At 73.7% G+C, this 24,964-nt stretch carries 32 protein-coding genes; 16 read left to right on the forward strand and 16 right to left on the reverse strand.

Annotated features, from left to right (window positions below; genetic code table 11):
- Positions 1-89 precede the first annotated feature (89 nt).
- From ACGFWJ_RS07855 to ACGFWJ_RS07870, 4 genes are all read right to left on the reverse strand, one after another.
- Positions 90-494, reverse strand: coding sequence for a RidA family protein (locus ACGFWJ_RS07855; protein WP_387862346.1), 405 nt, complete (start codon positions 492-494; stop codon positions 90-92).
- Between the two features lie 54 nt (positions 495-548).
- Positions 549-1,340, reverse strand: coding sequence for an ATP-grasp domain-containing protein (locus ACGFWJ_RS07860; protein ID WP_392946381.1), 792 nt, complete (start codon positions 1,338-1,340; stop codon positions 549-551).
- Positions 1,341-1,403: 63 nt separating this feature from the next.
- Positions 1,404-1,712, reverse strand: a complete 309-nt coding sequence (locus ACGFWJ_RS07865; RefSeq protein ID WP_392946384.1) for a hypothetical protein — start codon at positions 1,710-1,712, stop codon at positions 1,404-1,406.
- A 79-nt stretch (positions 1,713-1,791) separates the two neighbouring features.
- A complete protein-coding gene (locus tag ACGFWJ_RS07870; protein ID WP_392946387.1) occupies positions 1,792-2,298 on the reverse strand; it encodes a GNAT family N-acetyltransferase in 507 nt (168 codons plus the stop codon).
- 87 nt (positions 2,299-2,385) lie between these two features.
- On the opposite strand from ACGFWJ_RS07870, the gene ACGFWJ_RS07875 reads away from it, so the two are divergent.
- On the forward strand, positions 2,386-2,583 hold the full coding sequence (locus ACGFWJ_RS07875; RefSeq protein WP_392946390.1) for a hypothetical protein: 198 nt from the start codon (positions 2,386-2,388) through the stop codon (positions 2,581-2,583).
- A 168-nt stretch (positions 2,584-2,751) separates the two neighbouring features.
- Here the strand turns inward: ACGFWJ_RS07875 and ACGFWJ_RS07880 are convergent, their stop codons facing one another.
- Both ACGFWJ_RS07880 and ACGFWJ_RS07885 read right to left on the reverse strand, forming a co-directional pair.
- A complete protein-coding gene (locus ACGFWJ_RS07880) occupies positions 2,752-3,282 on the reverse strand; it encodes a DUF6985 domain-containing protein (protein ID WP_392946393.1) in 531 nt (176 codons plus the stop codon).
- A gap of 47 nt (positions 3,283-3,329) precedes the next feature.
- A complete protein-coding gene (locus tag ACGFWJ_RS07885; RefSeq protein ID WP_392946395.1) occupies positions 3,330-4,967 on the reverse strand; it encodes a DUF2252 domain-containing protein in 1,638 nt (545 codons plus the stop codon).
- Here ACGFWJ_RS07885 and ACGFWJ_RS07890 point away from each other — a divergent pair.
- Complete coding sequence (locus ACGFWJ_RS07890) at positions 4,966-5,367, forward strand: pyridoxamine 5'-phosphate oxidase family protein (RefSeq protein WP_387649515.1); 402 nt, start codon at positions 4,966-4,968, stop codon at positions 5,365-5,367. The two genes, ACGFWJ_RS07885 and ACGFWJ_RS07890, sit on opposite strands and share 2 nt — an antisense overlap.
- A 7-nt stretch (positions 5,368-5,374) precedes the next feature.
- On the opposite strand, the gene ACGFWJ_RS07895 is transcribed toward ACGFWJ_RS07890, so the two are convergent.
- Together ACGFWJ_RS07895 and ACGFWJ_RS07900 are read right to left on the reverse strand one after the other, a co-directional pair.
- On the reverse strand, positions 5,375-6,151 hold the full coding sequence (locus ACGFWJ_RS07895; protein ID WP_392946400.1) for a methyltransferase domain-containing protein: 777 nt from the start codon (positions 6,149-6,151) through the stop codon (positions 5,375-5,377).
- Between the two features lie 177 nt (positions 6,152-6,328).
- Entirely contained in the window at positions 6,329-6,871 is a 543-nt protein-coding gene (locus tag ACGFWJ_RS07900) for a 2'-5' RNA ligase family protein (RefSeq protein WP_392946403.1), read from the reverse strand.
- 137 nt (positions 6,872-7,008) lie between these two features.
- On the opposite strand from ACGFWJ_RS07900, the gene ACGFWJ_RS07905 reads away from it, so the two are divergent.
- Together ACGFWJ_RS07905 and ACGFWJ_RS07910 are read left to right on the forward strand one after the other, a co-directional pair.
- Positions 7,009-7,410 (forward strand): DUF2809 domain-containing protein, encoded by a 402-nt coding sequence (locus tag ACGFWJ_RS07905; RefSeq protein ID WP_392946406.1) that lies wholly within the window; start codon positions 7,009-7,011, stop codon positions 7,408-7,410.
- A gap of 166 nt (positions 7,411-7,576) precedes the next feature.
- Positions 7,577-8,674 (forward strand): chemotaxis protein, encoded by a 1,098-nt coding sequence (locus ACGFWJ_RS07910; protein ID WP_392946409.1) that lies wholly within the window; start codon positions 7,577-7,579, stop codon positions 8,672-8,674.
- 121 nt (positions 8,675-8,795) lie between these two features.
- On the opposite strand, the gene ACGFWJ_RS07915 is transcribed toward ACGFWJ_RS07910, so the two are convergent.
- From ACGFWJ_RS07915 to ACGFWJ_RS07925, 3 genes are all read right to left on the reverse strand, one after another.
- Entirely contained in the window at positions 8,796-9,524 is a 729-nt protein-coding gene (locus tag ACGFWJ_RS07915) for a VIT family protein (protein ID WP_392946412.1), read from the reverse strand.
- 125 nt (positions 9,525-9,649) lie between these two features.
- Complete coding sequence (locus ACGFWJ_RS07920; RefSeq protein WP_387862367.1) at positions 9,650-10,270, reverse strand: Clp protease N-terminal domain-containing protein; 621 nt, start codon at positions 10,268-10,270, stop codon at positions 9,650-9,652.
- An 85-nt stretch (positions 10,271-10,355) separates the two neighbouring features.
- Positions 10,356-10,934 carry an EF-hand domain-containing protein gene (locus ACGFWJ_RS07925; protein ID WP_392946416.1) on the reverse strand — a complete coding sequence of 193 codons (579 nt, stop codon included), beginning with the start codon at positions 10,932-10,934 and terminating at the stop codon, positions 10,356-10,358.
- A 137-nt stretch (positions 10,935-11,071) separates the two neighbouring features.
- Here ACGFWJ_RS07925 and ACGFWJ_RS07930 point away from each other — a divergent pair, with 137 nt between their 5' ends.
- Both ACGFWJ_RS07930 and ACGFWJ_RS07935 read left to right on the forward strand, forming a co-directional pair.
- Positions 11,072-11,527, forward strand: coding sequence for a MarR family winged helix-turn-helix transcriptional regulator (locus ACGFWJ_RS07930; protein WP_392946419.1), 456 nt, complete (start codon positions 11,072-11,074; stop codon positions 11,525-11,527).
- A 77-nt stretch (positions 11,528-11,604) separates the two neighbouring features.
- The gene (locus ACGFWJ_RS07935) at positions 11,605-12,663 is read left to right on the forward strand and encodes a protein kinase family protein (protein WP_392946422.1); all 1,059 of its coding nucleotides are present in this window, start codon (positions 11,605-11,607) and stop codon (positions 12,661-12,663) included.
- A gap of 6 nt (positions 12,664-12,669) precedes the next feature.
- Here ACGFWJ_RS07935 and ACGFWJ_RS07940 read toward each other — a convergent pair whose 3' ends face one another.
- Positions 12,670-13,338 carry a transglycosylase SLT domain-containing protein gene (locus ACGFWJ_RS07940; protein ID WP_392946425.1) on the reverse strand — a complete coding sequence of 223 codons (669 nt, stop codon included), beginning with the start codon at positions 13,336-13,338 and terminating at the stop codon, positions 12,670-12,672.
- A gap of 282 nt (positions 13,339-13,620) precedes the next feature.
- Here ACGFWJ_RS07940 and ACGFWJ_RS07945 point away from each other — a divergent pair, with 282 nt between their 5' ends.
- Positions 13,621-14,238, forward strand: coding sequence for a DUF6542 domain-containing protein (locus tag ACGFWJ_RS07945; RefSeq protein ID WP_392946427.1), 618 nt, complete (start codon positions 13,621-13,623; stop codon positions 14,236-14,238).
- Complete coding sequence (locus ACGFWJ_RS07950) at positions 14,231-15,799, forward strand: LCP family protein (RefSeq protein ID WP_392946430.1); 1,569 nt, start codon at positions 14,231-14,233, stop codon at positions 15,797-15,799. The genes ACGFWJ_RS07945 and ACGFWJ_RS07950 overlap by 8 nt, the downstream gene beginning before the upstream one ends.
- A 69-nt stretch (positions 15,800-15,868) precedes the next feature.
- Here ACGFWJ_RS07950 and ACGFWJ_RS07955 read toward each other — a convergent pair whose 3' ends face one another.
- Positions 15,869-16,801 carry a M56 family metallopeptidase gene (locus ACGFWJ_RS07955; RefSeq protein ID WP_387649481.1) on the reverse strand — a complete coding sequence of 311 codons (933 nt, stop codon included), beginning with the start codon at positions 16,799-16,801 and terminating at the stop codon, positions 15,869-15,871.
- Between the two features lie 3 nt (positions 16,802-16,804).
- Positions 16,805-17,254 (reverse strand): BlaI/MecI/CopY family transcriptional regulator, encoded by a 450-nt coding sequence (locus ACGFWJ_RS07960; RefSeq protein WP_392946433.1) that lies wholly within the window; start codon positions 17,252-17,254, stop codon positions 16,805-16,807.
- A 199-nt stretch (positions 17,255-17,453) separates the two neighbouring features.
- Between ACGFWJ_RS07960 and ACGFWJ_RS07965 the strand changes: the two genes are divergently transcribed.
- The 7 genes from ACGFWJ_RS07965 (at position 17,454) to ACGFWJ_RS07995 (ending at position 22,632) form a co-directional block, all read left to right on the forward strand.
- Complete coding sequence (locus tag ACGFWJ_RS07965; protein ID WP_392946436.1) at positions 17,454-18,524, forward strand: glycoside hydrolase domain-containing protein; 1,071 nt, start codon at positions 17,454-17,456, stop codon at positions 18,522-18,524.
- 56 nt (positions 18,525-18,580) lie between these two features.
- Positions 18,581-19,279, forward strand: a complete 699-nt coding sequence (locus tag ACGFWJ_RS07970) for a class I SAM-dependent methyltransferase (RefSeq protein WP_392946439.1) — start codon at positions 18,581-18,583, stop codon at positions 19,277-19,279.
- Between the two features lie 101 nt (positions 19,280-19,380).
- Complete coding sequence (locus tag ACGFWJ_RS07975) at positions 19,381-19,665, forward strand: hypothetical protein (RefSeq protein WP_392946441.1); 285 nt, start codon at positions 19,381-19,383, stop codon at positions 19,663-19,665.
- A gap of 149 nt (positions 19,666-19,814) precedes the next feature.
- On the forward strand, positions 19,815-21,599 hold the full coding sequence (locus ACGFWJ_RS07980) for a hypothetical protein (RefSeq protein ID WP_392946443.1): 1,785 nt from the start codon (positions 19,815-19,817) through the stop codon (positions 21,597-21,599).
- 102 nt (positions 21,600-21,701) lie between these two features.
- Positions 21,702-21,995 (forward strand): hypothetical protein, encoded by a 294-nt coding sequence (locus tag ACGFWJ_RS07985; RefSeq protein ID WP_387649461.1) that lies wholly within the window; start codon positions 21,702-21,704, stop codon positions 21,993-21,995.
- A 170-nt stretch (positions 21,996-22,165) separates the two neighbouring features.
- A complete protein-coding gene (locus ACGFWJ_RS07990; protein ID WP_387649458.1) occupies positions 22,166-22,327 on the forward strand; it encodes a hypothetical protein in 162 nt (53 codons plus the stop codon).
- Complete coding sequence (locus ACGFWJ_RS07995; protein WP_392946447.1) at positions 22,324-22,632, forward strand: hypothetical protein; 309 nt, start codon at positions 22,324-22,326, stop codon at positions 22,630-22,632. The genes ACGFWJ_RS07990 and ACGFWJ_RS07995 overlap by 4 nt, the downstream gene beginning before the upstream one ends.
- Before the next feature lie 565 nt (positions 22,633-23,197).
- On the opposite strand, the gene ACGFWJ_RS08000 is transcribed toward ACGFWJ_RS07995, so the two are convergent.
- Both ACGFWJ_RS08000 and ACGFWJ_RS08005 read right to left on the reverse strand, forming a co-directional pair.
- Positions 23,198-23,752 (reverse strand): hypothetical protein, encoded by a 555-nt coding sequence (locus ACGFWJ_RS08000; protein WP_392946449.1) that lies wholly within the window; start codon positions 23,750-23,752, stop codon positions 23,198-23,200.
- Between the two features lie 44 nt (positions 23,753-23,796).
- Positions 23,797-23,991, reverse strand: coding sequence for a hypothetical protein (locus ACGFWJ_RS08005; protein ID WP_392946451.1), 195 nt, complete (start codon positions 23,989-23,991; stop codon positions 23,797-23,799).
- Positions 23,992-24,037: 46 nt separating this feature from the next.
- Between ACGFWJ_RS08005 and ACGFWJ_RS08010 the strand changes: the two genes are divergently transcribed.
- Positions 24,038-24,961, forward strand: a complete 924-nt coding sequence (locus tag ACGFWJ_RS08010) for an AraC family transcriptional regulator (protein WP_392946454.1) — start codon at positions 24,038-24,040, stop codon at positions 24,959-24,961.
- Positions 24,962-24,964 lie beyond the last annotated feature (3 nt).

The following is a 24,964-nucleotide window of genomic DNA, read 5'->3' on the forward strand; positions in this document are numbered from 1 at the left end:
CGGCACACCCGCCCCGCAGCAGTACGGAATCCAGCCACCCGTGGAATCTCAACCGGCGGACAGGGGGCGGGTATTGGCCCGGACGGGTTTCAGCCGGCGACGACGGCCATCGCCTCGATCTCGATCAGGATCTCGGGCCGGAACAGCGCCACCACCTGCATCGCCGAACTCGCCGGGAGCCGCGCCGGGTCGATGTACGCCGCGCGGGCCTCGCGGATCGCCGGAAGGTATCCGATGTCGGTGACGAAGATGGTCAGCTTCACCACGTCGGCGAAGCTCGCGCCGGCCGCGGACAGGCAGCGGTCCAGGTTCGCGAACACCTGCCGGGCCTGCGCCTCGGGGTCGCCTTCGCCGACGACCCGGCCCTGCTCGTCGAGGGCGACCTGCCCGGAGACCTGGACCAGCCGGCCGGTGCCGGTGACCACGTGGGTGTAGCCGGTGGCGGGGGCGACGCCGGGCGGCTCGGTGATGTGGGTGAGGTGCGAGGAGTTCATGACGATCATCCTCGCCCAGCCGGGCCGCCCCGCGCACCCCCAATTCGGCGTACGTCAATCCTCGATCCGTGGCAACTCCCGCAGGAACGGCCGGTCGCCGTCCGGAAGTCGCTTGAGCGGACCGGCCGCCCGCAGCACCACGCCGAGCACCGCGTCCGGGTCGCACGCGTAACCGCCGCTCGCCCAGGCCGCGTTGGCCTCCACCACCGCCCAACCGCCGGGCGTGCGGCCGACGTCCACCACCGCCGCGCTCGGCAGCGGCGCGCACTCCGCCGAGGCCGCCAGCACCTCGGCGACGAACGCCTCCGGTCCGTCCAAATCGTCGGCGCCGATGGACAGTTCGCCGTCGCGCGCGTACCGGGACGCCGCCCGGACCGTGCCGTCCAGTACGAACAGCCGGTACTCGACGGCGAATTGCACCACCTCGCTGACCAGCATCGACACCTCCCCGTCCAGCAGTTCCGGGCCCGGAAGCTCGCCGCCGTCGCGGTACACCCGCGCCGCGAAGTGCTTGTCCGCCGGGGCCTTCACGAACGCCGGCCCGGTCAGCCGGCGCGCCGCCGCGAGGGTGGTCAACTCGACGCTGCGGCCTGTCAGTTCACGCGGCAGCGCGGCCAGCCAGCCGGCCGAGGGCTCCAACAGGCCGAGCCTCAGCGCCCCGCCGACCGCGTCCCCGAACAACGGGCCGCCGTACAGGTGCACCTGCTGCCCCAGCAACTCCTGCGGGGCCCGCCAGGACGATGCCGTGAACGCCCGCATCCCGCGCCGGCCGGCGGCCGTACGCAGTTGCAGACCGGTCTCGTTGATCCGGGGCGCGAGCAACAGGGTGGGGGAGAGGACGTTCATGCCAGTGATCATGACGCGCCGACACCCCGCCCTGCCAGCGGATTTCCCGAACCCGGGCCGGACTCAGCAGGCCGGCGGACGCTCCGGGCGGCCCCAGTCGGCGCCGGCCGCCGTGCCCGTCCCGTCGGTCAGCTGGAAGCAACTGCCGTACGGCCACACGGTGACCGAATCCGGCCGACGGTCGACCCCGAACAGCCCGTGCGGGCCGGTCGTGCCCCGCCACGATCCGTCCTCGCCGGGCGTCGGGGTGACCACCGCGAACGTCCGGCCCGGGGGGATCCAGTAGGCCCCGGCCCAAGGCTCCACCGTCAACTCCTGGGGTTCCTCACCGCTGTTGCCCACCAGCAGCCGTGCCGTTCCCCGCGCGACCATGCTCAGCCCCTCCCACGTCCGGCCGCCCCGCGCACCGGGACGGTGGCACTCACCGGCGTCCGGGCGGGCACCAGGTGGCTCAGAGAGTACGGCGCATCGCCAGCCGCGGCCAGCGGTCCAACCCGTGTTCGGCCTCCCGCGCCCGCACCTCCCGCAGCTCCGGCCCGAGCAACTCCGCCGGCACCGGCCGGAACCCGCAACGGGCGTAGTACGGCGCGTTCCACGGCACCTCCGCGAACGTCGTCAGCGTCAACGCCGGCAGCCCGTCGGCCCGCGCCACCTGCGCCGCATGCTCCAGCAACGCCCGCCCGACACCCCGGCGCGCCGCATCCGGATGCACCGAGACCTGCTCCACGTGCAACGCGTCGTCCACCCGCTCGGCGATCAGGTACGCCACCGGCCGGTCCTCGCCGTCCACCGCCACCCAGGCCAGCCCCGCCTCGACATACCGCCCCAACTCCTCGACCGACAGCGGCTCGTCCTCCGCGATCTCCGCCATCCCGACCTCGTGGAACCACCGACCGGCGGCCCGCTCGATCTCCTGAAGCGCCGACAGTTCCTCGACCCGCACCGTTCGTACTCGCATGCGCCTCATTGTGCCCCGCCCGGCAGGCGCCGGGCGCACCTGCCGCAGTAGGGTCACCCTGCGCCGTTACGGGGCGGGGGAGTTGAGATGCCGGACGGTTCGTTCGCGGTGTTCCGGTCGGTGCCGGTGATCGCGGTGGCGCTGGTCCGCTCCGCCGCACTGCGGGAGTACGGCACCCCCGTCGCCAAGCGGGCCTCCTACGTCTTCCTCGGCATCGCGGCACTGCCGGCGCTGTCCCTGGCGCTGGTGGTGTGTGTGGTCGTCGTAGGGCTCGCGGGCAGCTGAGCGTTGCCGCGGGCGGGTGCGGGCCGCCCGGCGGCGGGGCCGGGGTACTTGCGCTTGCCACCGCGCTTGGCCGACCCCGAGATGCGTCGACGGCGGCTCCCGGCGGCCGGAGGCGTCACAGGCCCGACGGGCGGCGGGGCGGTGCCGATCCCCGGCGCGATCGCGGGATCAGCCGGCCGCGAGGTAGACGACGTCGGCGAGAACGTCGCGGCCGGACGCGTCCGCGTTTGTGAGGTGCCCATCGAACGGGCCGACCTTCGTCACCGACCGGCCGCCGCGCAGCACGATCTGGAGGCCGTGCTCGGGCTCCCAGGCGCACTCGCACTCGATCGACACGTACACCTGGCGATCGCCGGCCCGGTCGTTCCGCTCGACCGTTACCTCGGTGCCGGGCCGGATGTGCTGCCAGATCTCGTCGGGGCCGCTGATCGGCACGAGGCCCTGATCGTCGCCGACCAGGTCCTTGACGTCCTGGTAGTACTGGAAGATCGGCAGGGCGGCGGACTCCAGGACGGACGCGTCGAGCGTCAGAAAGGCGTCGATGGCCGCGTGGAAGTCTTCCGGTGCCTCGTCGTCGTCATATCCCATGACAGCCACGGAACATGCCGCGCCGCCCAGCGCGGGCACGGGCAGGGGCGCGCTGAGGTAGCCGTCGTAGTCGGCGTCGAAGGTCACGTGTCCAAGGCCGGGTATGTCCATGGCGTCCACTCTAGAAGAAGCGCAGGTCACAAGGCCCGCCCCGGCGGTCAGCTCTCGGCGGGGAGGCGGCCGGTGCGGATCGCCGTGAGAAGGGCGGCGTGGTCGGCTTCGGACTGGTCGGCGTAGGTGATGGCGAAGGCGGTCAGGGCCTCGTCGAGGCGGTCGTCCTTGCCGCAGTAGCCGGCGAGCAGGGCGGCGTCGGCGGTGTGGGCGTGGGCGCGGGCGAGGAGGGCGGCGGTGAGGCGGGCGTAGTCGTCGAGTTGGGCGGGGGTCAGGGCGGCCGGGTCGACGCTGCCCTTGCGGTTGCGGAACTGGCGTACCTGGTACGGGAGTCCGGCGACGCTGGTCCAGCCCATCAGCGGGTCCGACACCACCTGCATGCGCTTCTGCCCGAGCACCACCCGGCGGCCCTCGTGGCCGCCGTCCGCGGGTATCGGGAACCCGGCCCGCACCAGGTGCGGCAGCAGCACCGACGGGCGGGCCTCCTTCACCTGGAGCACCAGCGGCCCGCCCCGGCGGTCGGTCAGCAGCACCACGTACGAGCGGGTGCCGACACTGCCGGTGCCCACCACCCGGAACGCCACGTCCTGGACCTGGAACCGGCCCAGCAGCGGGTGCAGTTCCGCCGGGACGGTGTCGCGGTAGGAGGCCAACGCGCCTGACACCAGGGAAGCTTGACGGTCCGTCACCTCGGTCAGGATCGGCGGTGCCGGAACGAACCGCCAACCCCCGTCCTCCGTAAGGACGGTGGAGCGCGCCGCGAACTTCGCGCCGGTGTTGCGCAGCGCCTTCGCCGACACCGCCGCCAGCACCTCGCTCAGCTCGTGCGCGTCCGCGAACTCCACCAACTGGTGCTCGGCGATGGCGTCCCAGGCGTTCCACGCGTCCAGCGCCGGCAGCTTGGCCAGCCGCCGCACCGTCCGCCGGTAGGTCGCCGCCGCGTCGAACGCGGCCTGCCGGCAGGCGAGTTCGTTCGCGCCCAGCTGGCGACCGGCCAGGACGAGGCTCGCCACCAGCCGCTTCAGGTCCCACTCCCACGGGCCGACGACCGTCTCGTCGAAATCGTTAAGGTCCAGCGCCAGCCGGCCCCGGGCGTCCCCGTACAGGCCGAAGTTCGCCGCATGCGCGTCCCCGCACAGCTGCGCGGTGACGCCGCTCACCGGGGTGGTCGCCAGGTCGTGCGCCATCAGGCCGGCCGAACCGCGCAGGAACGCGAACGGCGACGCCGCCATCCGCCCGACCCGCAGCGGCACCAGGTGCGGCAGCCGGCCGACGTTCGCCGACTCCACCGCGGCCAGCACGTCGGGCCGGGACGCCGACAGCACCAGCCCGGCGTGCGACTCCAGCGGCACCCGCTCCCGCAGCAGCTTCCCGCGCCGCTTCGGGCCCTCCGGGTCCGGGGCCGAGGCGAACCCGTCCACCGTGAACCGCCGAGCGGAGAAAGACAGTTGCCCGCCCTCCCGGACCTCCACCGTCGCCACCCCGTACTCCCTCCGCCACCGCGCCGAACCCCGACAGGGACCGCCCCCACCAGCGGTGACGCTACCCGGCCCGGCCCGCACCCCAGCGGGCGGGTCCGCCCCAGGGCCGCCCGGGGGCCGCCACGGAGCCGCCCCAGGGCCGCCACGGAACCGCCCCAGGGCCGCCACGGAGCCGCCCCAGGGCCCGCCGTACCATGCGGGCATGGCACACGACATCCACAACCTCGACCCGGCCTACCTCGCGTTCTGGCGCGAGTACCAGCTGTGCACCCTCACCACGCTGCGCCCCGACGGCACCCCGCACGTGGTGCCCGTCGGCGCGACCTTCGACCCCGAGACCGGGATCGCCCGGGTGATCAGCAGCCGGGAGAGCCGAAAGGTCCGCAACGTGCTGGCCGCCGGCGAGGCCGGGCAGCGGGTCGCCATCTGCCAGGTGGACCGGGCGCGTTGGGCCACCCTGGAGGGGCGCGCCGTCATCCGGCAGGACGCCGCGTCCGTCGCCGACGCCGAACGCCGCTACGCCGAGCGCTACCGCCAGCCGCGCGAGAACCCCGAGCGGGTGGTCATCGAGATCACCGTGGACCGGGCCCTCGGCCGCGCCTGAACGGTGTTCAGGCGCGCGCCGTGACGACGTGGAAGGTGACGGTGGCCAGGAACGGGCCGGTGGCGAGGTGCGCGAGCCAGCGGTCGGCGTCGGCGGGGGAGAGGTAGCCCGCGGCGACGGCGCGCCGGGTGACCCGCTGGAGGCCGAGGACCCGGTCGGCGGAGGCCACCTCGCGGAAGACCGGCGTGAGCGGGTGGACGTCGACCACCTCGAGACCGGCCTCGGCGGCCAGCCGCGGCAGTTGACTGCCGATCCGGGCGTTGCGCACCGCGTGGTCGGTGATGTACCGGGTGTACGCGGCGGTCAGCGACGGCTCCGGGTGGTCGATCGTCAAGGTGCCCCAGTCCGGTTCGCCCAGCACCAGCAGGCCGCCGGGACGCAGTACCCGGCGGGCCTCGCGCAGCGCGAGCGCCGGATCCGCGACGTGCTGCAGCACCCGGTCGGTGCGCGCCCGGTCGCAACTGGCGTCCGCCAGCGGCAGGTCGTGCACATCGGCGAGCCGCACCGCGACCTGGAACAGGTGCGCCGTCCGGTCGGTGGCCGCGTCGGCCGCCTCCCGGTCGTGGTCCACCCCGTACACGGTGCCCTCCGCGCCGACCGCCTCGGCCAGCGCCGCCAGGTCCGTGCCCGGGCCGCACCCCAGGTCCACCACGGTGTGGCCGCGCTCGGCGGCGAGCGCAGAGAGCATCGTCGCCTTGTAGGCGAGACCGAGATCCGAGACGGCCAGTCGATCCAGGTAGGCGATCGGGTGGGGCGGCACGGTCTCGAACACAGGGGAGGTCATGACCGGAAGTCAATCAAACCCGGACTCGCCAGGGAAGCGTCTTTCGCCAGGACAAGGGGCGTACGCCGGGGAGGTCAGGGGGAGCGGCAGCGCGTTCGACGGGGGAGCCGTGGCGCATTCCCGACCCTGCGCCGGACCGGTCGTCGGCGGCCCCGCGGAGCCACCGGCGGTAGCGCGTCAGTGGCCCCGCGGAGCCACCGGCGTCAGCGGGACGGTGAGTTGGGTCTCGGAGTCGAACGTCCGCGCCGCGTCGAAGGTTCCGGTCAGGTCCGGGTGGCGGCCCAGCAGGTCGTGGGCCTGCGCGAGGGCATCCGGTTCGAGGCGACGGGTCAGGCCAAGGTGCGGCATCCAACGGCCCGGCAGATACAGCGGATTGGGGTCGGGGACGGCGGCCAGCAGCCGCCACACCTCGCGGTGCAGCTCCACCAGCTCCGGGCTCGGCACCACGCCCCAGGCCAGCACCCGCCGCCGGCTGCGCGCGCTGAACGACAGCAGACCGGTGAACCGGACCTCCAACGGCAATGCGGCGGCCAGGAGTTCACCCAGCTCCGCGAGTTGCTCCGGTTCGACCGCCCCGCACGCCGCCAGCGTCAGGTGCGGCCGGTGCGCCGGGTGCGGATTGTCCGCCAGCGAGTCCACCCCACCGTCGGCCAACTGCCGCCACACCGTCCGCACCGCCCGGTCCAGCGCCGGGGCGCAGGTCAACTCGATGGTTCGCATGCCCCCACCGTAGGGCCCGCCCCGGGCACACCCGAGACCGACCCGTGTGATGGGCTGTGCGGATGCGCACCAGCGACCCGCACCCGCCACGCCCACCGCACCCGGCCGATCCCCACCGTCCGCTGGTGGAAAGGAAGTTGACGTTTAGTCAGATATGCAACCGTGCCCGCTGGCTGCTGGCCGCCGCGGCCGTCGTCGCACTCGGCCTGGTCGCCCCCGGCCTGCTGCCGTCCGCCGCCGGGGCGCTGCTCGGCGGGGCGCTCTACACCGCGCTGCTGCACACGCTGCTGATGGCCGCCGCGCCCCGCCTGCGGCCGTGGACCGCCGGTGCCGCCGCGCTCGCCACCAGCTTCGCCGTCGAGACGTTCCAGCTCACCGGCGTCCCCGAGGCGCTCGCCGCACACAGCCGCCTGGCCCGGCTCGCCCTCGGCACCACCTTCGACCCGTCCGACCTGCTCGGCTACACCCTCGGCGCACTCGCCGCCGTCGCCGCCCACCTCGCCGCCCGCCGCCTCGCCGGGGGGCGCGGCCGGCGGTAGGCGGGGGAACGCCGAACACGGCGTGTCGGCCGGGTCGGCGGGGGGACGCGCCGCCGGGCAGATGGGTACATTTGGGACATTCTGGAGCAGAGCACAGGCTTCGCGCGTCCACGCACAGCAGGCCGAACCGCCACAGAAGGCCGAACCGCCTTCGGAAAGGGTCTCCATGCACCCCGCCCTCAGCCCCGCCGTCCTCGCCGAGCTGCGTCGGCCGCGCCCGTACCCGGCGGTGTCGATCCTGATGCCCACGCACCGGCGGGAGCCGGACAACGCGCAGGACCCGGTCCGGCTGCGCAATCTGGTGGCCGAGGCGAAGGAGCGGGTCCAGGCCGATCCCCAGGTCGACCGCGCCGTCCGGATCGACGTGCTGGGGCAGCTCGACCAGGCCCTCAAGGAGGTCGACCTGGTGCACGCCGAGGACGGCCTGGCGATCCTCGCCGCGCCCGGCGAGCACCAGGTGTGGTCACTCGGCCGTACCGCCGCCGCCCGGGTGGTCCTGTCCGACACCTTCCTGACCCGGAACCTGGTCGCCGCGCAGATCGCCGAGCGCCCGCACTGGGTGCTCGCCGTCGCCGCCGACCGGGTGGTGCTGTGGGGCGGCATCGACGAGCGGGTGACGGAGGAGACCGGCTACGGCTTCCCGCTGATCCGGGAGTACGAAAATCCCGACCCGGAACGCCAGGAGCAGATCGGCGACACCCCCAGCACCTTCCGCGACGAGGAGACCAAGACCTTCCTGCGGCAGGCCGACACCGAGATCGCCAAGGTGCTGGCCGCCGACCCCCGCCCGCTGTTCGTGTTCGGCGACGCCCCCGCGCTCGCCCTGCTGGACGCCGTCGGCCCGATGGCCAAGGAATCCGCCGCGCAGGTCCCGCACGGCGGCCTCGCCCAGCTCGGCGCCGAGAAGGTCCGCCAGGTGGTCGAACCCGCCGTCCGGGCCCACGCCGACCAGGAGATCTCCGACGCGCTCGCCCAGCTCGACAAGGCCCGCGGCCGGAAGGCCTTCGCGGCCGGACTGGACGAGGTCTGGCAGACCGTCGGCGAGGGCCGGATCGCGCTGCTGGTGGTCGAGGAGAACTTCCGCACCACCGTCCGCGACGACGGCGACCACCTGGTGCCCGCCCAGGCCGACGAGCCCGGCGCCCGCGAGGACATCGTCGACGAGGTCATCGAACGCGCCCTCGACGCCGGTGCCACGGTCCGCTTCGTCCCTGACGGCACGCTCTCCGACGCCGGACGGATCGCCGCCGACCTGCGCTACTGAACGTCCGTCAGGGGCCCGTGCCGCGGCAGCCCGCGCGGTGCGGGCCCCTGACGTACGTCCGGGCTCCACGCGGTGGACGCGCCCAGCACGCGCGGTACGGGCCCCTGACGCGCGTCCGGGCTCACTCGGTGGACGCGCCCAGAATCGTGCCGACCGCGTACGTCACACCCATGGCGATGGCGCCGCCCACCACGTTGCGCAGCACCGCCCGGCGCGGATCCGCGTCACCCAGCCGGGCGCTCTTCCAGCCCGTGAACACCAGCGCGGCCAGCACCGCCACCACGGTGATCCAGATCCGGTACGAGGGCGGCGGCAGCACGATCGCCAGCAGCGGCAGCAGCGCACCCACCGTGAACGCCGCGAAGGACGCCCACGCGGCGTGCCAAGGATTGGTCAACTCGTTCGGGTCGATGCCGAGTTCGGCCTCCGCGTGGGCGCCGAGCGCATCGTGCGCGGTGAGCTGCACCGCCACCTGGTGCGCCAGCTCCGGATCCAGGCCCTTCGCCTCGTACAGGCCGGCCAGCTCCACCAGCTCGGCCTCCGGCGTGTGTCGCAGCTCGTGCCGCTCCTTCGTCAGCGCCGCCTGCTCGGTGTCCCGCTGGGTGCTCACCGACACGTACTCGCCCGCCGCCATCGACAGCGAACCCGCCAGCAGGCCCGCCAGACCTGCCGTCAGCAGCTGCGTCGAGGTGGCGTTCGCGCCGGCCACGCCCACCACCAGGCCCGCCGTCGACAGCACACCGTCGTTCGCGCCGAGCACCGCCGCGCGCAGCCAGTTCAGCCGCCCGCCCAGCCCCGGGTCGTGCGCCTCGTCGTGATCGGCCGGGCCGAGCCCGTGAGAAGCGGTCATGCCCCCAGTCTGCCCGCCGATCCCCGGGCGGACCCGTAGCGGCGGCCGGGCAGCGGAGAACGCGTCGCCGGCGGGCGGCTCAGGCGGGGGCGGGGCGGAGGCTCAGGCGGTGGCCGGGCGGCGGGTCAGGCGGTGGCCAGGCGGCGGGTCAGCTCGCGGTGCACCTGCCGGGAGGTCAGGCCCAGCGTGTGCAGGGCGATCCGGCCCGGGCCCTGGTGGTCCTGCTCCAGGACGCTCAGCAGCAGCCGCTCCGTCAGCAGACCCGCCCCGGCCGACGGGTCGGTGAGCCGGCGGTACACCCCCTCCGTACTCGAGGCGAACGGCGGGAACTCGCCGTCCGGCACCGGGAACCGCCACCACTTGTGGCCCTCCCACGCCTGCGCGATCGCCGACTCCAGGGCCTCCTGCGAGACCCCCAGCCCCGCGAGCACCGCCGCCGCCGTGTCGTCCACCGCCGTCAGCGCCAGCAGCAGGTGACCGGTGTTGGTCTCCCGGTGCCCCAGCTGCCGGGCCCGTTGCAAGGCCCCGTCCAGCAGCGCGTCCGATTCGTCCTCCGCCGCCTGCGCCTCCTCGCAACCGGCCTCGGTCGGATCCGCCGCCGCGAGGTAGTGCTCCACCAGGCGGTGGCCCAGCTCGGTCAACTGCCTTGCCAGGCGCTGTGCGTGCGCGATCCGCTGCATGTCCCCGGCGCCCGCCGTCTCGGCGTCGACCCGGGCCACCCACCCCGCAAGATCCAGATCTGTCATGTCCACCAGGCTGCCCGGGGCCCGCCGCCCGGTCAAATCCGCCCGAGGAATGGTCAACGGCGCCCGAGAGCCGTGCTGTTGGAGGTCAGAGCGTGGTCGGGTCCGGGTTGCCCTGCGGGCTGCCGGTCCACCAGTTCCCCGGCGCCTCGGGGTCGCGGCTGCTCCAGTACTCGACGATCGCGGTGACGAACTCCTCGGCGGACAGCGCGCCGTCCCCGTTCCGGTCCAGATGGGCGAACGCGGCGTCCACGTCGATGCGCCGCAACTGCGGGAAGTGGCCGCGCTGGAAGGCGAAGAACTCGTCCGCGTCCAACTGCCCGTCGCCGTCCGCGTCGGCGATCGCCAGGAACGCCCGCGCCAGGCCGCCGAGCACCGCCTCGGCCGCCGCCGGATCGTCCGCCAGCGCCGCCGTGGACTCCAGGAACTGCGCCCGCCCGATCGCTCTTACTCCGGCGGGCAGTTGGGGCAGATGAACCTCGCGCCAGATCGCCAGGTACGCGTCCACGATCCGCTGCTCCTGCGGCGATCCGGCCGGGTGTCCGAGCGAACGTGCCACCGACCGGCCCATCAGGACGTGGTCCTGCTCGGTCAGCAGGCCGTCGCCGTCCGCGTCGAGGTGGTCGAAACCGTGGGCGATCTTGGCGATGAGCAGGTCTTCGGACATTGATGACCCTCCGCTGGCCGGAATTGACGGAGAGTCAGTTTAGGTGAAGGGGTGAGGGCGGGGCTTGACCTCAAGCGCGCTTGAACTTTTAGGGTCGGACGTACCGCAGTGATCGACGAGACGGGGAGGACCCGGCCATGGAGTACTCGCACACCGACGCCGAACTGATCAAGCAGCCCATCGGCTACTGGAGTTGGGCGGCCTACAATGCGGTCGTCAGCCGCACCCGGGGCGCGCTGGCCGAACTCGGGCTCACCCAGCCGCAGTGGTGGGTGCTCGCCCAGCTGAACAACCCCGACGGGCCGCGCGTCCGCACCGAGGTGACCGACCTGCTGCACGGCTACCTCGACGCCGGACGGGAGGTCATGGAGGCCGAGATCGAGGGGGCCGTCGAGCACGGCTGGATCATCGAGACCGACGGCCGGCTCGCCCTGACCCCCGAAGGCCTGGCCGTGTTCACCAAGGGCGCCGCTCTCCAGGACGAACTGTGGGCGGAGCGCCACGCCGGCATCTCCGACGAGGAGTACCTGACCACGATCAAGGCCCTGCAGCGGTTCATCCACAACACCGGCGGCCAGGCCTGGCACCACTGACCGGCCGGCTCCCGCGCCGTTCCGGCACCCTGGCGGTAGGCTCGGCCGAACGAGGGTGCCGGCCGGGGGAGTTGTCGATGCGTGACGCAGAGGATCCGGCGACGGACGCGCGGATCAGGGCCTACGGGACGGCCGCCACCGCGCTCGCGCTGCTCGGCGACCGGCAGCTCGGCGAACTGCTCGCCGCCGCAGGGGAGTCGGCGCCCGGCGGGTCCGGAGTCGGCGGGCGGACCGGCGCGCTGGAGATCGACGGGATCCGGGTGTTCGTCAAACGGGTGCCGCTCACCGACCTGGAACTCGCGGCGGGCAACGTCCGCAGCACCGCCAACCACTTCGAACTGCCCGGGTTCTACCAGTACGGGATCGGCTCCACCGGCTTCGGCGCCTGGCGCGAACTCGCCGCGCACACCCTCACCACCCACTGGGTGCTCGACCGCGCCCACGAAGGCTTCCCGCTGATGTACCACTGGCGTGTTCTGCCCGACACCCCGGCCGACGGCTTCCTGGACCAGTTCGGCGGACTCGACGCAACTGTTGCCCACTGGGACGGGCACCCGGCCGTGCGCAGGCGGCTGGAGTCGCTCGCCGGCGCCACGCACAGCCTGGTGCTGTTCCTCGAACACTTCCCGCACACCCTCGCCGACTGGCTGCACCACCACCCCGACCGCACCGGCGCCCCGCACCACTGGGCGGCGGGCGAACTCGCCCGCGGCGCACGGTTCATGAACGAACGCGGCTTCCTGCACTTCGACGCGCACTTCACGAACGTGCTCACCGACGGCCGCCTGATCGCCTTCGCCGACTTCGGCCTCGCGCTCAGCGAACGCTTCGACCTCACCCCCGCCGAGCGCCGCTTCCTCGCCGGCCACCGCGGCTACGACCGCTACTACACCGCCAACCACCTGCTCCAGCACCACCTGCTCGACCGCTACCGCGGCGACACCGCGCGGACCGACTTCCTGCGCGAGTGGCTCGCCGGACACCGCCCCGCCACCGTCCCCGCACCCGCCGCCGACCTGCTCGACCGGCACGCCCCGACCGCCGTGGCGCTGGACGGCTTTCACCGCCGCCTCCGGACCGAGAGCAAATTGACGCCCTACCCGCTCGCCGAACTGGAGCGGGCCTACACCCCCTGACGCGCGTCAAGAAGCAATCGCGGCAGCCGACTTGTCCCAGTTGTTGTGCAGCCGGTCCAGGTACGACCGGGCCTCCGGGCCCGGGTGCGCGCCGCGCGCGAACGCCAGCATGTTGCCGGCGCCGGTGTTGTATCCGAGCGCCATCAACTCGTTGCGGTTGTACGAGGCCGACCACTTCGCGGGCAGCTGCGCCGAAAGGTCGTGCAGGTGCCAGGCGGCCGCCCGGACCGCCAGCGCCGGGTCGTCCGGCAGGTCCTCCCACGGCCGGTCGGCGAACGGGCGGCCCTTGCGGGTGTCCTCGTACGCGGCGCGGTGCATGTTGGCGACGCCGAACGAGGCCTCCGGCTTCATCTTCTGCCAGGCCCGCTCGACGTCCGGCCCGTGCGGTTTGTACGACTCGTTGAACAGGATCGCCATCAGCAGCTGCGGGTCGACGCCTGCCTCGGCGGCGTACTTGCGCACCTCCGGGGCGAACCGCGGCGGCGCGTAGTCGGCCGAACCCCGCGGTGTGGACGAGGAGTCCGGCGAGGGGTCCTGCGAGGCCGGGCCGCTCGCCGAGGCCGCGGGCGGGGTGGCGGACGGGGACGCGGAGTCGTCGCCGCGTTCGTACGCCCAGATCGCGAGGACCGCCAGGGCCAGCACCGCCCACGGCCATTTCGCGCCGCGCTCCGCCACCGCCGGGCCTCCTTCTGTTCCGGGCCGCTGCCCGGCCGCCGGTCCGTCGCCGACCGGCGACCGTGTCCTGCCGGCGGCCTGCCGCGTTCTGCCAGGTGTCGCCCACGGCGGGTGGCCCGCCGCGACGACCTGGGGGTGAGCTTACGTACCCGGACGGGATTTGTATGCTTCGCTCCAACCTCTACATGCGTGTAGAGGAACCGAACGGCGTCCGGTGCGCGTCTGTCAGGCCGAACCGGCCGAACGTCGCGCCGACGACGCGGCAGTGGACAAGGGGTGACCATGACGGGGCGAAGGCCAGCGGGCTCGCGCAGCGGAACACCGCTGTGGCGGGACGAGTACGGACAGCAGGCGCCCGCGCCGACCCCCGAACCGAGCGGGCGCCGGGCGGCGAGCGAGCGTCCGGTACCGGGCCAGCGTGCCGCGCGGCGCACCGCGGAGCAGCGGCGCCCGGCCGGCGGACGACCGGCCGGCGGGCGCGGGGCGGCCCCCCGCGGGGCCGACCGCCGCCGGGAGACGGCCGCCGCGCCGAACCGGATGCCCGCGGTGCTGCCGGCGCTCGGCCTGCCCGTACTCGGGGCGCTCGCCGACGAGATGTTCGGCGACGGCCTCGGCTGGCTGTACGCGACGTGCGCGGTGGTCGGTGCGGCGATGGCCGCGCTGGTCGCGACCCGGCGCGGCTGGTGGTGGATCGTCAGCGGGGCGCCGGTCGTCACGCTCACGGTGGCCTGCGCCGTCGACTACCTGGCGCACGGCGACCACTACCAGGGCGCCGGACTCGCCACCCAGGGCCTGAAGCTGGTCAGCGGCCAGTTCTGGCCGATGATCGCCGCCCTGGTCGCGGCGCTGCTGGCCGCCGTCGTCCGCACCCGCCGCACCCGGAAGGTCCACCATGGCTGAGCAGCGCAGCACCCGGCGGACCGGCACCCGCCCGTCCCGCACCGCCCCGCTGGTGATCGCCGGCCGCACCGTCGCCTGCGGCGTCTCGCTGGCCGTGCTCGCCGTCAGCGGCTTCGCCTGGTACACCGTCAACAACCTGAACGGCGTCACGCGCTCGCACGCGCTCGACGAGGCGAAGAAGAACGCCCCCAAGCACCTCGACAAGTCCATCAACATCCTGCTGATCGGCCTGGACAGCCGGAAGGACATGGACGGCAACGACCTGCCCAAGGAGTTCGTCCAGGACGAACTGCACGCCGGCTCCAGCGAGATCGGCGGCTACAACACCAACTCGCTGATCGTGCTGCACATCCCGCCCAGCGGAAAGGTTCAGGCGGTGTCCATCCCGCGCGACGACTGGGTGCAGACCTACGGCGCCGACGGCAAGATGCACAAGGTCAAGGAGGCGTACGGGTACGCCAAGGACGCCGCCGAGCAGAAGCTGCGCGCCAAGGGCGTCAAGGGCGCCGACCTCGAGCACCAGAGCCGGGAGGCCGGGCGCTCCGCCACAATCCAGACCGTGCAGAAGCTGCTCGACGTCCCGATCGACCACTTCGCCGAGGTCAACCTGCTCGGCTTCTACGACATCGCCAAGGCACTCCAGCCGATCACCGTCTGCCTGAACAAGCCCGTCAACGACCCGATCGTCTCCCGGGTCACCGACAGCAAGGGCAACGTGATCAAGCCCGGCGGCGGCACCGGCCTGCAACTGCCCGCCGGCGAGAGCCAGTTGGACGCCGCCCAGGCGCTGTCCTTCGTCCGCCAGCGGCACAACCTCACCAACGGCGACCTCGACCGCACCCACCGCCAGCAGGCGTTCATCGCCTCCGTCGAATACAAGCTCAAGCAGCAGGGCGTGATGGACGACCTGGGCAAGATGCAGTCGCTGCTCGACGTGGTCAAGAAGGACATCGTGATAGACGACGACTGGCAGATCCTCGACTTCGCCCAGCAAGCCCCCAACCTCACCGGCGGGAACGTCGAGTTCAACACCCTGCCGATCGACAAGTTCGCCAACATCGGCGGCCAGGAGGTCAACCAGGTCGACCCGGTCAAGCTGCGGCGCATCGTCAAGCAGCTGTTCGGCCAGGCCACCGACCCCGCGCCCGCACCCGCCGCCACCAGCGACGCGCCCACCACCGCGCCGCCCGCCGACGCCGCCAACACCACCGTGGACGTCCTCAACGGCTCGTCCGTCACCGGCGCGGCGGGGGACGAGTCCAAGGCGCTGGTCGCGCTCGGCTACCGGGCCGGGAAGGCCGCCACCGCCGACGCCAAGCCCAAGACCACCACCGTCAAGTACGGCGCCGGGTCCAAGGACGCCGCCGAACAGATCGCCGCCCGCTACGGCGTCACCGCCACCGCCGGGACCGGCATCGCCGCCGGCCACGTCCAGGTCACCCTCGGCACCGAGTACACCGCCCCCGGCGGAACGGCCACCCCTGCCGACCCCAGCCCCAGCGCGACGCTCCAGATGCAGGGCCCGCCGGTCAAGGCCGGGGGAGTGCCCTGCGTGGACTGACACCCCCACCCGGACAGAAGAACGGCCCCCGCCAAGCGGCGGGGGCCGTTCTCGCAGGTCGACTGCCGGCTACCAGGGCGTGGCGGCCTTCACCAGGAGGAGCAGGGCCACCGCAGCGTTCAGGGCGAAGACCGCCGAGGCGGCCGTTCCCGCCGCCGCGACCATCGCGGCCAGCCCGGCCGGGCTGGCCGGCGGCGGCCAGGACAGGCCGAGCGCCGGGCTCAGCAGCGCCGTCACCCGGCGCGGGACCGGGCCCGGCGCGGCAAAGGCCGCGAACGACGGCGACGGACCGGCGGACCGGGTGACCAGCGCCGCCCGGGCCACCGCGCGGGCCGTCAGCCGGCGGTCACCCACCGAACCCGCCGCCTCCTCGTCCGCCCACCGCTCCGTCGCATAGCTGATCGCCTTCTGCAACGGACGCAGGAACGGATTCACACAACTCGCCAACTGCGCCGCCAGAAGGTAGCGGTGATGCCGGTTCGCCAGGTGCGAGCGCTCGTGCGCCAACAGCGCCCGCTGCTCGTCCAGGTCCAGCGAATCCATCATCGCCGTCGACACCACCACCCGGCCGGGCACCCCCGGCACCGCGTACGCGTACGGCTCGGCGTCCGGCAGCACCACCAGATCCGAATCCAGCGGCATCGGCGCCAGCGCCCGCTGAGCCCGCGCCCGGATCCGCAGATGACGGCGCAACGAACGCGAACACGCCGTCAACACCGTCACCAGACCGACCACCGCGGCCGTACCCACCTCCTCGTGGAACGGCACCGCCGTACGGATCTCAGGATCCGACCAGTTGTCCGGCAGCGGGTTGCCCGGAATCTGCGCGGTGCCCACCACGAACAGCAACCCCAGCGCCAGCGTGCTGCACACCGCCATCGACACGCCGATCCAGCTCAGCAGCCGCACCGCGTTGCGCGGATGCAGATGATGCTCGGCCAGTCGCGCGATCGGCCACGACGTCAACGGCAGCACCAGCGGAAGGAAGACGAAGAAGCCCATCGATCACCGCCCGCTGCCCGGGCCCGCGCCGTCCTGCGGCGGGTCCGTCGCGTTCAGCAACGAGCGCAGCAGCTGCTCGTCCTCCGGCGTCAACGCCGTCACGAAACTCGCCAGCACCGCGTCCCGGTCCGGCTCGGTGTCGAGCAGCCGGCGCATCCGCCGGGCCGTCAGCCCCGCCGCGTCCGCCGCCGCCGACCACACGTACGCCCGGCCCACCCGGCTGCGCGACACCGCCTGCTTCGCCAGTAGCCGCGACAGGATCGTCATCACCGTGGTGTACGCCAGCTCGCCGCCCAGCTGCTCCTGCACCCAGGACGCCGTCACCGGCCCCGGCGCGCCGTGCAGCACCGTCAGCACCTCGGTCGCCAGCTCGCCCTGCCCACGGCGCCGACGGCCGCCCTCCTCGCCGTCACCGGAATCGCCGCTCTCCGGATCGAGGCCCGCCAACTCCATCGGAGACTCCCTCCGCCGCGGCCGCCCCGCGCTCGACATGGACTTCATCACCCCCATCCTAGGGGCCGCCCGTTCCCGCCCGAGGGTTGGGAAAGGATTGGGAAAGCGTTTACCGGCGACCGGTTAGGGTGTGCGCCACCCGTGGTGATCGTTTACCGCCGCGCCCCACCCCCCACCCCGTTCCACCAGGAGAGATCCCGTGTCGCACCGCCGCGCCCGCACCTCACCCCGCCGCCCCCGCGGCCGACGCGCCGTCCTGCTCTCCGCCGCCACCGTCCTGGTCATCGGCAGCGGCGTCGCCGCCCTCGCCGCCACCAGCAAGGACCACCCCGCCCCGCACGCCGCCGAACCCGCCGCGAGCACCCCCACCGGCACCGACACCACGCCCGCGCCCGGCGACAGCGCCTCCGCCTCCCCCTCGGCGTCCGCGTCCGCGTCCGGATCGGCCTCCCCCTCGGCCTCGGCCTCACCGGCGCCCTCCGGATCCGCCTCGGCCTCCGCCAGCGGCTCCGCCCCCGCGCCCACCCGCAACGCCGCACCCGCCGCCAAGCCCGGCACCGCACCCGCCACCTTCACCGGACTCGCCTTCGACACCTGCACCGCCCCCGCCCTCGCCACCATGACCGCCTGGCACGGCACCTCCCCGTACGGCGCCGCCGCCGTCTACATCGGCGGCAAGAACCGCGGCTGCGCCCAGCCCCAGCTCACCGCCGGCTGGGTCAGCTCGGTCAACTCCATCGGCTGGAAGCTCGTCCCGCTGTACGTCGGCGCACAGCCCCCGTGCCAGACCGGCAGCAGCCCCGAGAAGATCACCGCCGACACCGCCACCACACTCGGCACCAGCGACGGCAACGACGCCGTGGCCAAGGCCGCCGCCCTCGGCATGCGGGCCGGCAGCACCCTCTACCTCGACATCGAGGCGTACAACACCGCCGACACCGGCTGCGCCGACGCCGTCCTCGCCTACACCCAGTCCTGGAACCGCGCCGTGCACAACTCCGGCTACTGGGCCGGGTTCTACGGCTTCGCCTCGTCCAGCGCCGCCGGCATCGCGCAGGCCGCCGGCGCCCCCGACCTGCCCGACGCCCTCTGGTACGCCCGCTACGACGGCGCCGCCGACACCACCGGCAGCTTCCCGTTCGCCGCCGGTCTCTACACCGGCCACCGCCGCGCCCACCAGTACCAGGTCAACCAGAAGGAGAGCTACGGCGGCGCCGCCCTCACCGTGGACCGCAACGCCTGGGACGCGCCCGTCGCCGTCGTCGGATGAGCCTGCGGGGACGGTGAGTTGACGGCACGTCCGGCGCCGTGGACTACCGTCCCCGTATGCACAGTGACACCACGGACCCCGGCCTGCGGGCGATGGACAGCACCGCCGGATACGCCGACGCCGCCGAAGCCCTGGTCGAACAGTACGAGAGCGTGAGCTTCGCGGAAGTCCACCGCGAAACGCTCCACCTGTACCCGGCCGGGCCCGCCGCCGTCCTCGACATCGGAGCCGGCAGCGGACGCGACGCCGCCGCCCTCGCCGCGGCCGGCCACCGCGTCACCGCCGTCGAACCCACCGCCCCCATGCGCGAACTCGGCCGGGCCCGGCACGCCCGGCACCCCATCGACTGGGTCGACGACGCCCTCCCGCACCTGCCCGGCCTCACCGCCCGCGCCGACCGCTACGACCTGATCCTGCTCACCGCCGTCTGGATGCACCTCGACGCCGAACAGCGCGCCACCGCCATGGCCACCCTGGCCGGCCTGCTCGCCGACGACGGCCGGATCGTCCTGTCGCTGCGCCACGGCCCCGTCCCGCCCGGCCGCCGGATGTTCCCGGTCGACGCGCCTGAGACCGTCGCCCTCGCCCGCGCGAACGGGCTCGCGCCGCTGCACCTCGCCCGGCGCGAGGACCCGCACGCCAGGGCCGGCGTCAGCTGGACCTACCTCGCGCTGCACGCCGATCGGACATCAAGTGCCGCCCCCGGGACGCAGGGTGCGCCGGGCCTGGACGAGGACGGTGTCAGCAGGTCGTAAGGTGGAGACGCCCGGCGCCCGGCGGGTCGGCCGCGCGGCGTCGGCACCCATCACCGGCACGGCCACAACGGCCGAGCACCGAGGGAAGGACGACCTGCGCCATGGCAGCTGACATCCGGGTGGAGTTCCTGGGGGACCGCGAGTACCTGGTCCGGGTCGAGGAGGGGGCGGCCCAGGCCTCCACCCAGATCCGGGTCACCGACACCGTGCTCGAGCGGACCGGACTCCCCGAGGCCGACGAGCGCCGGGTGGTGCACGAGACCGTGGCGTTCCTGATCGAGCGCCAGCCCGTCATCGACATCCCCCCGATGATCGACTTGGACGACCTCGCCGACGCCTACGGCGACAGCTACCTGCAGGAGCTGGAGCGCCGCCTCGGCCGCTGACCGGGAGGAGAGGGCGGCCGGAGCCTTTTGGCCCGGCCGTCCGACTTGGGCGGGTATCCGACGAAGCGTCGGAAAATGGTTCGACAGGGGGCCGGGCGGGCTGGCAGGCTGCGGGCCATGAGCTACCGAATCGAGCTTTCTGTTACCCGGTGAGCGCCATTTCACCAGCGCCGCCGGCCGTCCTTCACGACCACGCCCGGCTGCTGCTGAGCGACGCCCTCCCACCCCGGGGCGGCCACGCCCTGCCCGGCCCCGCGGCCGACAACGACCGGTCGCGGCTCACCAGGGACGAGGCCGAGCACGCCGTCCGCGCCATCCTCACCCCGCTGCCTGGCGACGTCGGCACCGTGCACCACCGCCTCGCCGAGCTCCGGCTCGCCGCCCGTCACTTGCCCGCCATCATGACGATCGTCGACCAGCTGGTGTTCGACGATGCGGCGGCAGCCCGTGGGCTGGGGCGGCAACTGGTGCGCACCGCCACGAGCGTGCCCGCAGCCGCCGTCGGCATCACCCTGCTCGGCCGCCTCGGCGACGCCACGGACGTGTCCGGCGTGCGCGCGCTCGGCACCCTCCGCCCGCTCGGCGGTCCGGCCGTCCGCGCCCTCGACCGGCTCGACCGCCCCACCGCCGCCGCTCTCTCGCTCGCCCTCGACAAGCACCCGGAGGACGTGCAGCCGCTGGTCGACGCGCTCTGGACGGGCGACCGAGCCGCCGTCCGCACCGCCCTCCGCGCCCTGCCCGCCACCGTCCCGCTCTCCGCCGGCACCGCCCGCCGGATCACCGAAGCCACCCACCTGCCCGACCTGCTCGACCGCCACCCCGACGACAGCGAACTGCTCGCCGTCGCCGCCCACCTGTTGGTCCGGCTCGCCCACTCGCACGACGACCCCACCGAACTGCTCGCCCACCCCGACGCGCCGCGCCTCTACGAAACCGTCATCGCCCGCGCCGCCCAGCTGCCGCACACCCTCGACACCGCGGCCACCCTGCTCTCCCTCGCCCTCGACCTGTCCAGCGGCACCGCCGTCCTGCTCGACTGGCCCCCCGGCCGGCGCGCCGAACTGCTCACCGCGCTCGACGCGTTGACCGCCGCGTCCGCCCACGTCGCGTACCGCCGGGAGCGCGACCGCGTACAGCGGCGGCGCGCCATGTGGATCCGCCGCACCGGCCGCCACCCGTTCGAACACCCCGCCGCCCCCGAGCCGATCCGGATCGAAGTGGTGGCCACCGACCCGGTCGAACGGCTGAGCCTCGAGACCCGGGTGCTCATCGACGGCCGCCCGATCGTCCCCGCCCTGTTCCGGGACGGCCCCGCGCTCACCCCCGCCCTGCTGCTCGACGAGGGCCGGCTGCGCGCCCGACCCGAGCCGCACGAAGTCCAACTCGCCGAAGCCACCTGCACCGGAGGCTGCTGCGGCGAACTCTTCGTCACCATCCGGCGGGACGGCGAACACGTGGTGTGGGAGAACTGGCGCCGCACCATGGGCGGCCGGGCGCCCTTCGACCCGCCCACCCACCGCTTCGACGCCGCCGCCTACGACGCGGCGATCGCCCGGGCCGAGGCCGACGCGTCCTGGATGTGGCACGCCCGCGACATCGCCCGGCTGATCAAGGCCGCCCTGATCTCACGGCCTGAGCTGATGCGCCGCTGGGACGCCGAACGCGGCTGGATCGGCACCAGCCCCGACGAGCCCGACACCGTGGAGATCCTGTTCCGGTACGTCCCCGGGCAGGGCAGCGGAAACCCCGACCGGCCCGACCGCCCGCTGGGATTCCGCTGGACCGTCCAGGACGACGGCAGCCCGCCCGAGTCCCAGGCCGCGACCGTCCTGCGGCGGCTGGCGGCGGAGGACCCGAAGCGCTACGCCAAGGTGGTCGCCGGGAGCAAGGAGCGCGCCGAGGAGCTCGGATACGCCTGGCCGTATCCCAATTGACTTTCCGTCAGGGATTCTTGTCGCAGGCATCGGACGAAGTGTCCGGCTCCACCGGGATTGCGGGATTTGCGCAGGTGAGGGCAGGTCCCGCAGGCTCTACGCATGAGCACACCCGTGTACCGGGGCCCCGCCCTGCTGCTGGCCGACGGACTGGAGATCCCGGTCCAGGCCGACCTGACCGGAAACGTCCCCGAACTCGGCCTGCCCGGCTGGACCGGCATGCTGGAGAGCGCGGACACCCGGTTCAGCGCGGGCAACGTCCGGTCCGGGCGACTGCGACTGCCCGGCGGCTGGGAGGGCGGCTTCGCGGTGATGCGCCGACTGCTCGGCGTCTCCACGGTGTGGATCAGGGGCAACGACGTCGAGGCGTCACCGGCGGACTGGCCCACCGCCTGACAGCGCATCGGCGGCGAGGCGGCGTGGTGGGGGCGCCCGGGAGGCGCGGGGCGCGCGCGGGCGGCGCACGGCGTGCAAGGCCGGTGCACTGCAAATCCGAGTGGACCAACGGCGAATCGCTGTCGCTCACCGGGGTCGGCACGCTACGGTCTGTGCTCTGGAGGTGGCCGATGACTGAGCAGCAGACCTGCCCGGGCTGCGCCGGGGCTCGCGGCACGGAGAAGACCGAACACTCCGTGGAGACCGACGGACAAGGGTGGCAGCAGCCCGTGCAGCGCACCTTCTGGTCGCCGTGCACGGTGTGCGCGGGCTCGGGGGTGGTGCACCGATGAGGCTGGTCTTCGTCTGCCAGAGCTGCGGCTGCCACTACCTGGTGCCACCCGCCCTGCACTACCCGGACGGCGGCCGGGCCAGCGCCGTCTGGTGCTCCGTCTGCCAGCTCGCCGCGGCCCGCCGCGGCGCCAGCGAACCCACCGAACTCGCCGCCGTCGCCGTCCTGCTGGCCGTCCGCGCCCTCAAGGCCGCACTCGCCGCCCGCCCCACCCGCGACCAGCCCCGCCCCGACCGCCGCCCCACCCGCCCCAGCACAAGCTCCCGCGGCCGCACCCGCCCCACCACCCGCACCCGCCTGGCCTGACCCCCGGCCCGCCCGCCCGGGCCGGTGCACCTGCCGCCACCGCTGCCCTGTTGCGTCGCAGGCCTGTCGGGGCGCGGGAAACCGCTTGGGCAGGGCGGAAGGTGGCGCGTACGCTCTCGGAGCATGTGCTACCACGCGTTCAACGGCGCCTTCCGGCACTACGTGTGCGTCACGTGCCGACTGGCCTTCAAGGGGAGCACGTGGCCGATTAGGGAGCGGGTCTGTCCCGGCTGCCGGGGGCAACTCGTCTTCGCCGGTTACGACTTCGCCGCGCCCAGGCGGCGTGACACGAGGGCGTGGTCCGTCGTGGCGGCCGTGCTCGGGGAGGGGCTGACGTACGACCACCGGCCGGGGTGCGGGTGTTCGCACCTTCCCTCGTACCGGCCCCGGACCAGGGCACAACTGCGAGTCCGGCGGCAGGCGGCCGCGCGGCTCGGGGTGCCGTTGGCGGTGACACTCGCGCGGCGCGACGCGTTCACGCCGGAGACCCGTGACGAGGAGCCGGCGGTGGGGGCTGCCGGCCGCGACACGCCCTGAGCTGGTCGTGCCGCGAGGCAGCAGTGCGTCAAGGCCGGCCGCCGAGCCCCAGCTTCCGCACCCCGAACGGCGAGAAGGTCATGTGGGCGGCCCAGCCGTGCTGGACGAGCGCGATCTGCGAAGGCACCGGCGTCACCGGGTAGATGGCGATGCTGCGCGACCAATTCGCCAGTAGGCCCTCGGTGGTGTCGACAGCGGTGACCACCATGGTGACCCGGACGTCCTCGTCGCCCCAGGTGTTCCACAGAGCCCAGCCCTCGGGCCTGGCCTCGACGCCGAGGCGGGCGCACGCCTGCTCGTAGGTCTCCGTCATGCCCTGGGGCATCGCGCCGGGGCGCAGCAGGACGACGCCCACGAGCTTCAGTTCGGGGCGGTCCTCCTCGTCGAGGCAGCCGTCCCCGGGGAAGTGGTAGTGGCGAAGCGCCCGGGCCAGGGCGTTCACCGCCCGTTGCAGGTGCGTCGCCTCTTCCGCTTCGGGTTCGAAGGACAGCCAGCCCTCGGCTGACGCGGCGTTCGTCACCGCGGCGGCGAGGCGCTCGATCTCGCGCAGGTGGTCGAGTTCGGAGAGTTCGGGTCGGGTCACGCGGTGAGTGTCGCAGCGGTGAACGGCCCTCGCACTCGATTTCTTCAGGCCCAGCAGTCGGTCGAAGCCGCCTCGGTGGCGAACTGCTCGAAGGAGCGCGGCGGGCGCCCAAGGGCCTGTCGGACGCCGTCGGAGACGGTGGTGCCGCGGCCGTCGCGGAGGTCGACCAGGAGGCCGGTGAACAGGGCGGCGTCGGCCGGCGCGCCCGCAGCCAACCCGGCCGGTGCCGGACGATCCATGGGAGATCGTCGCGAAAACCTTTGTGATCGTCTAACGTGACGTCACATGGATGTCCTGAGCGACCTGCTGCACCGCGCCCGCGTCACCAACGCCCAGGTCCGGCAACTGGTCTGGCGGGCCCCATGGTCGATGACCTTCGCCGACGCCCCGCCGCTCACCGTCGTCGCCGCCCTCGGTGGCTGGGCCACCGTGCGGCTCGACGACGACCCGCAGGCCGGGCACGTCCGGCTGGCCGCCGGAGACATCGCGCTGATCAGTGGCACCGCGCAGTACACCATCGCCGACTCGCCGGAGACGTCGCCGCAGGTCGTCGTCCGCGAGGCCGATGCCCGCGCTCGGCATCCGCTCGCGCCGCGCACCCACGGCGACGGGATGCCCGGCGCCACCACGCTGCTGCGCGGCGCCTACGAACTCCGTGGCGATGTCGCCGAACGCCTGCTGGGCACCCTCACCCCGCTCGCCGTCGTTCCTGCCGGGCCGCGTACCCGCGCTGTCCTCGACCTGCTGGCCGCCGAGACCGCGCACGAGGCACCCGGCCAGGACGCCGTGCTCGAACGGATGCTGGACCTCGTCCTGGTGCTCGCCCTGCGCGAGTGGTGCGCCCGCCAGGACACCCGAGTGCCGTCCTGGCACCGGGCGCTGGCCGTCCCCGCGATCGGCGACGTGCTGCGCCTGCTGCACGAGAACCCCGCCCGCCGCTGGACGGTGGCCGAACTCGCCGCAAAGGTCGGCCAGTCCCGGGCCACCTTCGCCGCGCACTTCACCGCCGCCGTCGGCGAACCCCCGCTCGGCTACCTCACCGGCTGGCGGATGACCCTCGCCGCCGACCAACTGCGCGACACCGACCGCACCGTGGCCGCCGTCGCCCGCGACGTCGGCTACGAGGACGCGTTCGCCTTCAGCACCGCCTTCAAACGCGCCCGCGGCGCGAGCCCCGCCAACTGGCGCCGCGCCCAGCGCTCCTCCTGACCG

This window comes from Kitasatospora sp. NPDC048407, from assembly GCF_043200475.1.
GTDB lineage: Bacteria > Actinomycetota > Actinomycetes > Streptomycetales > Streptomycetaceae > Kitasatospora.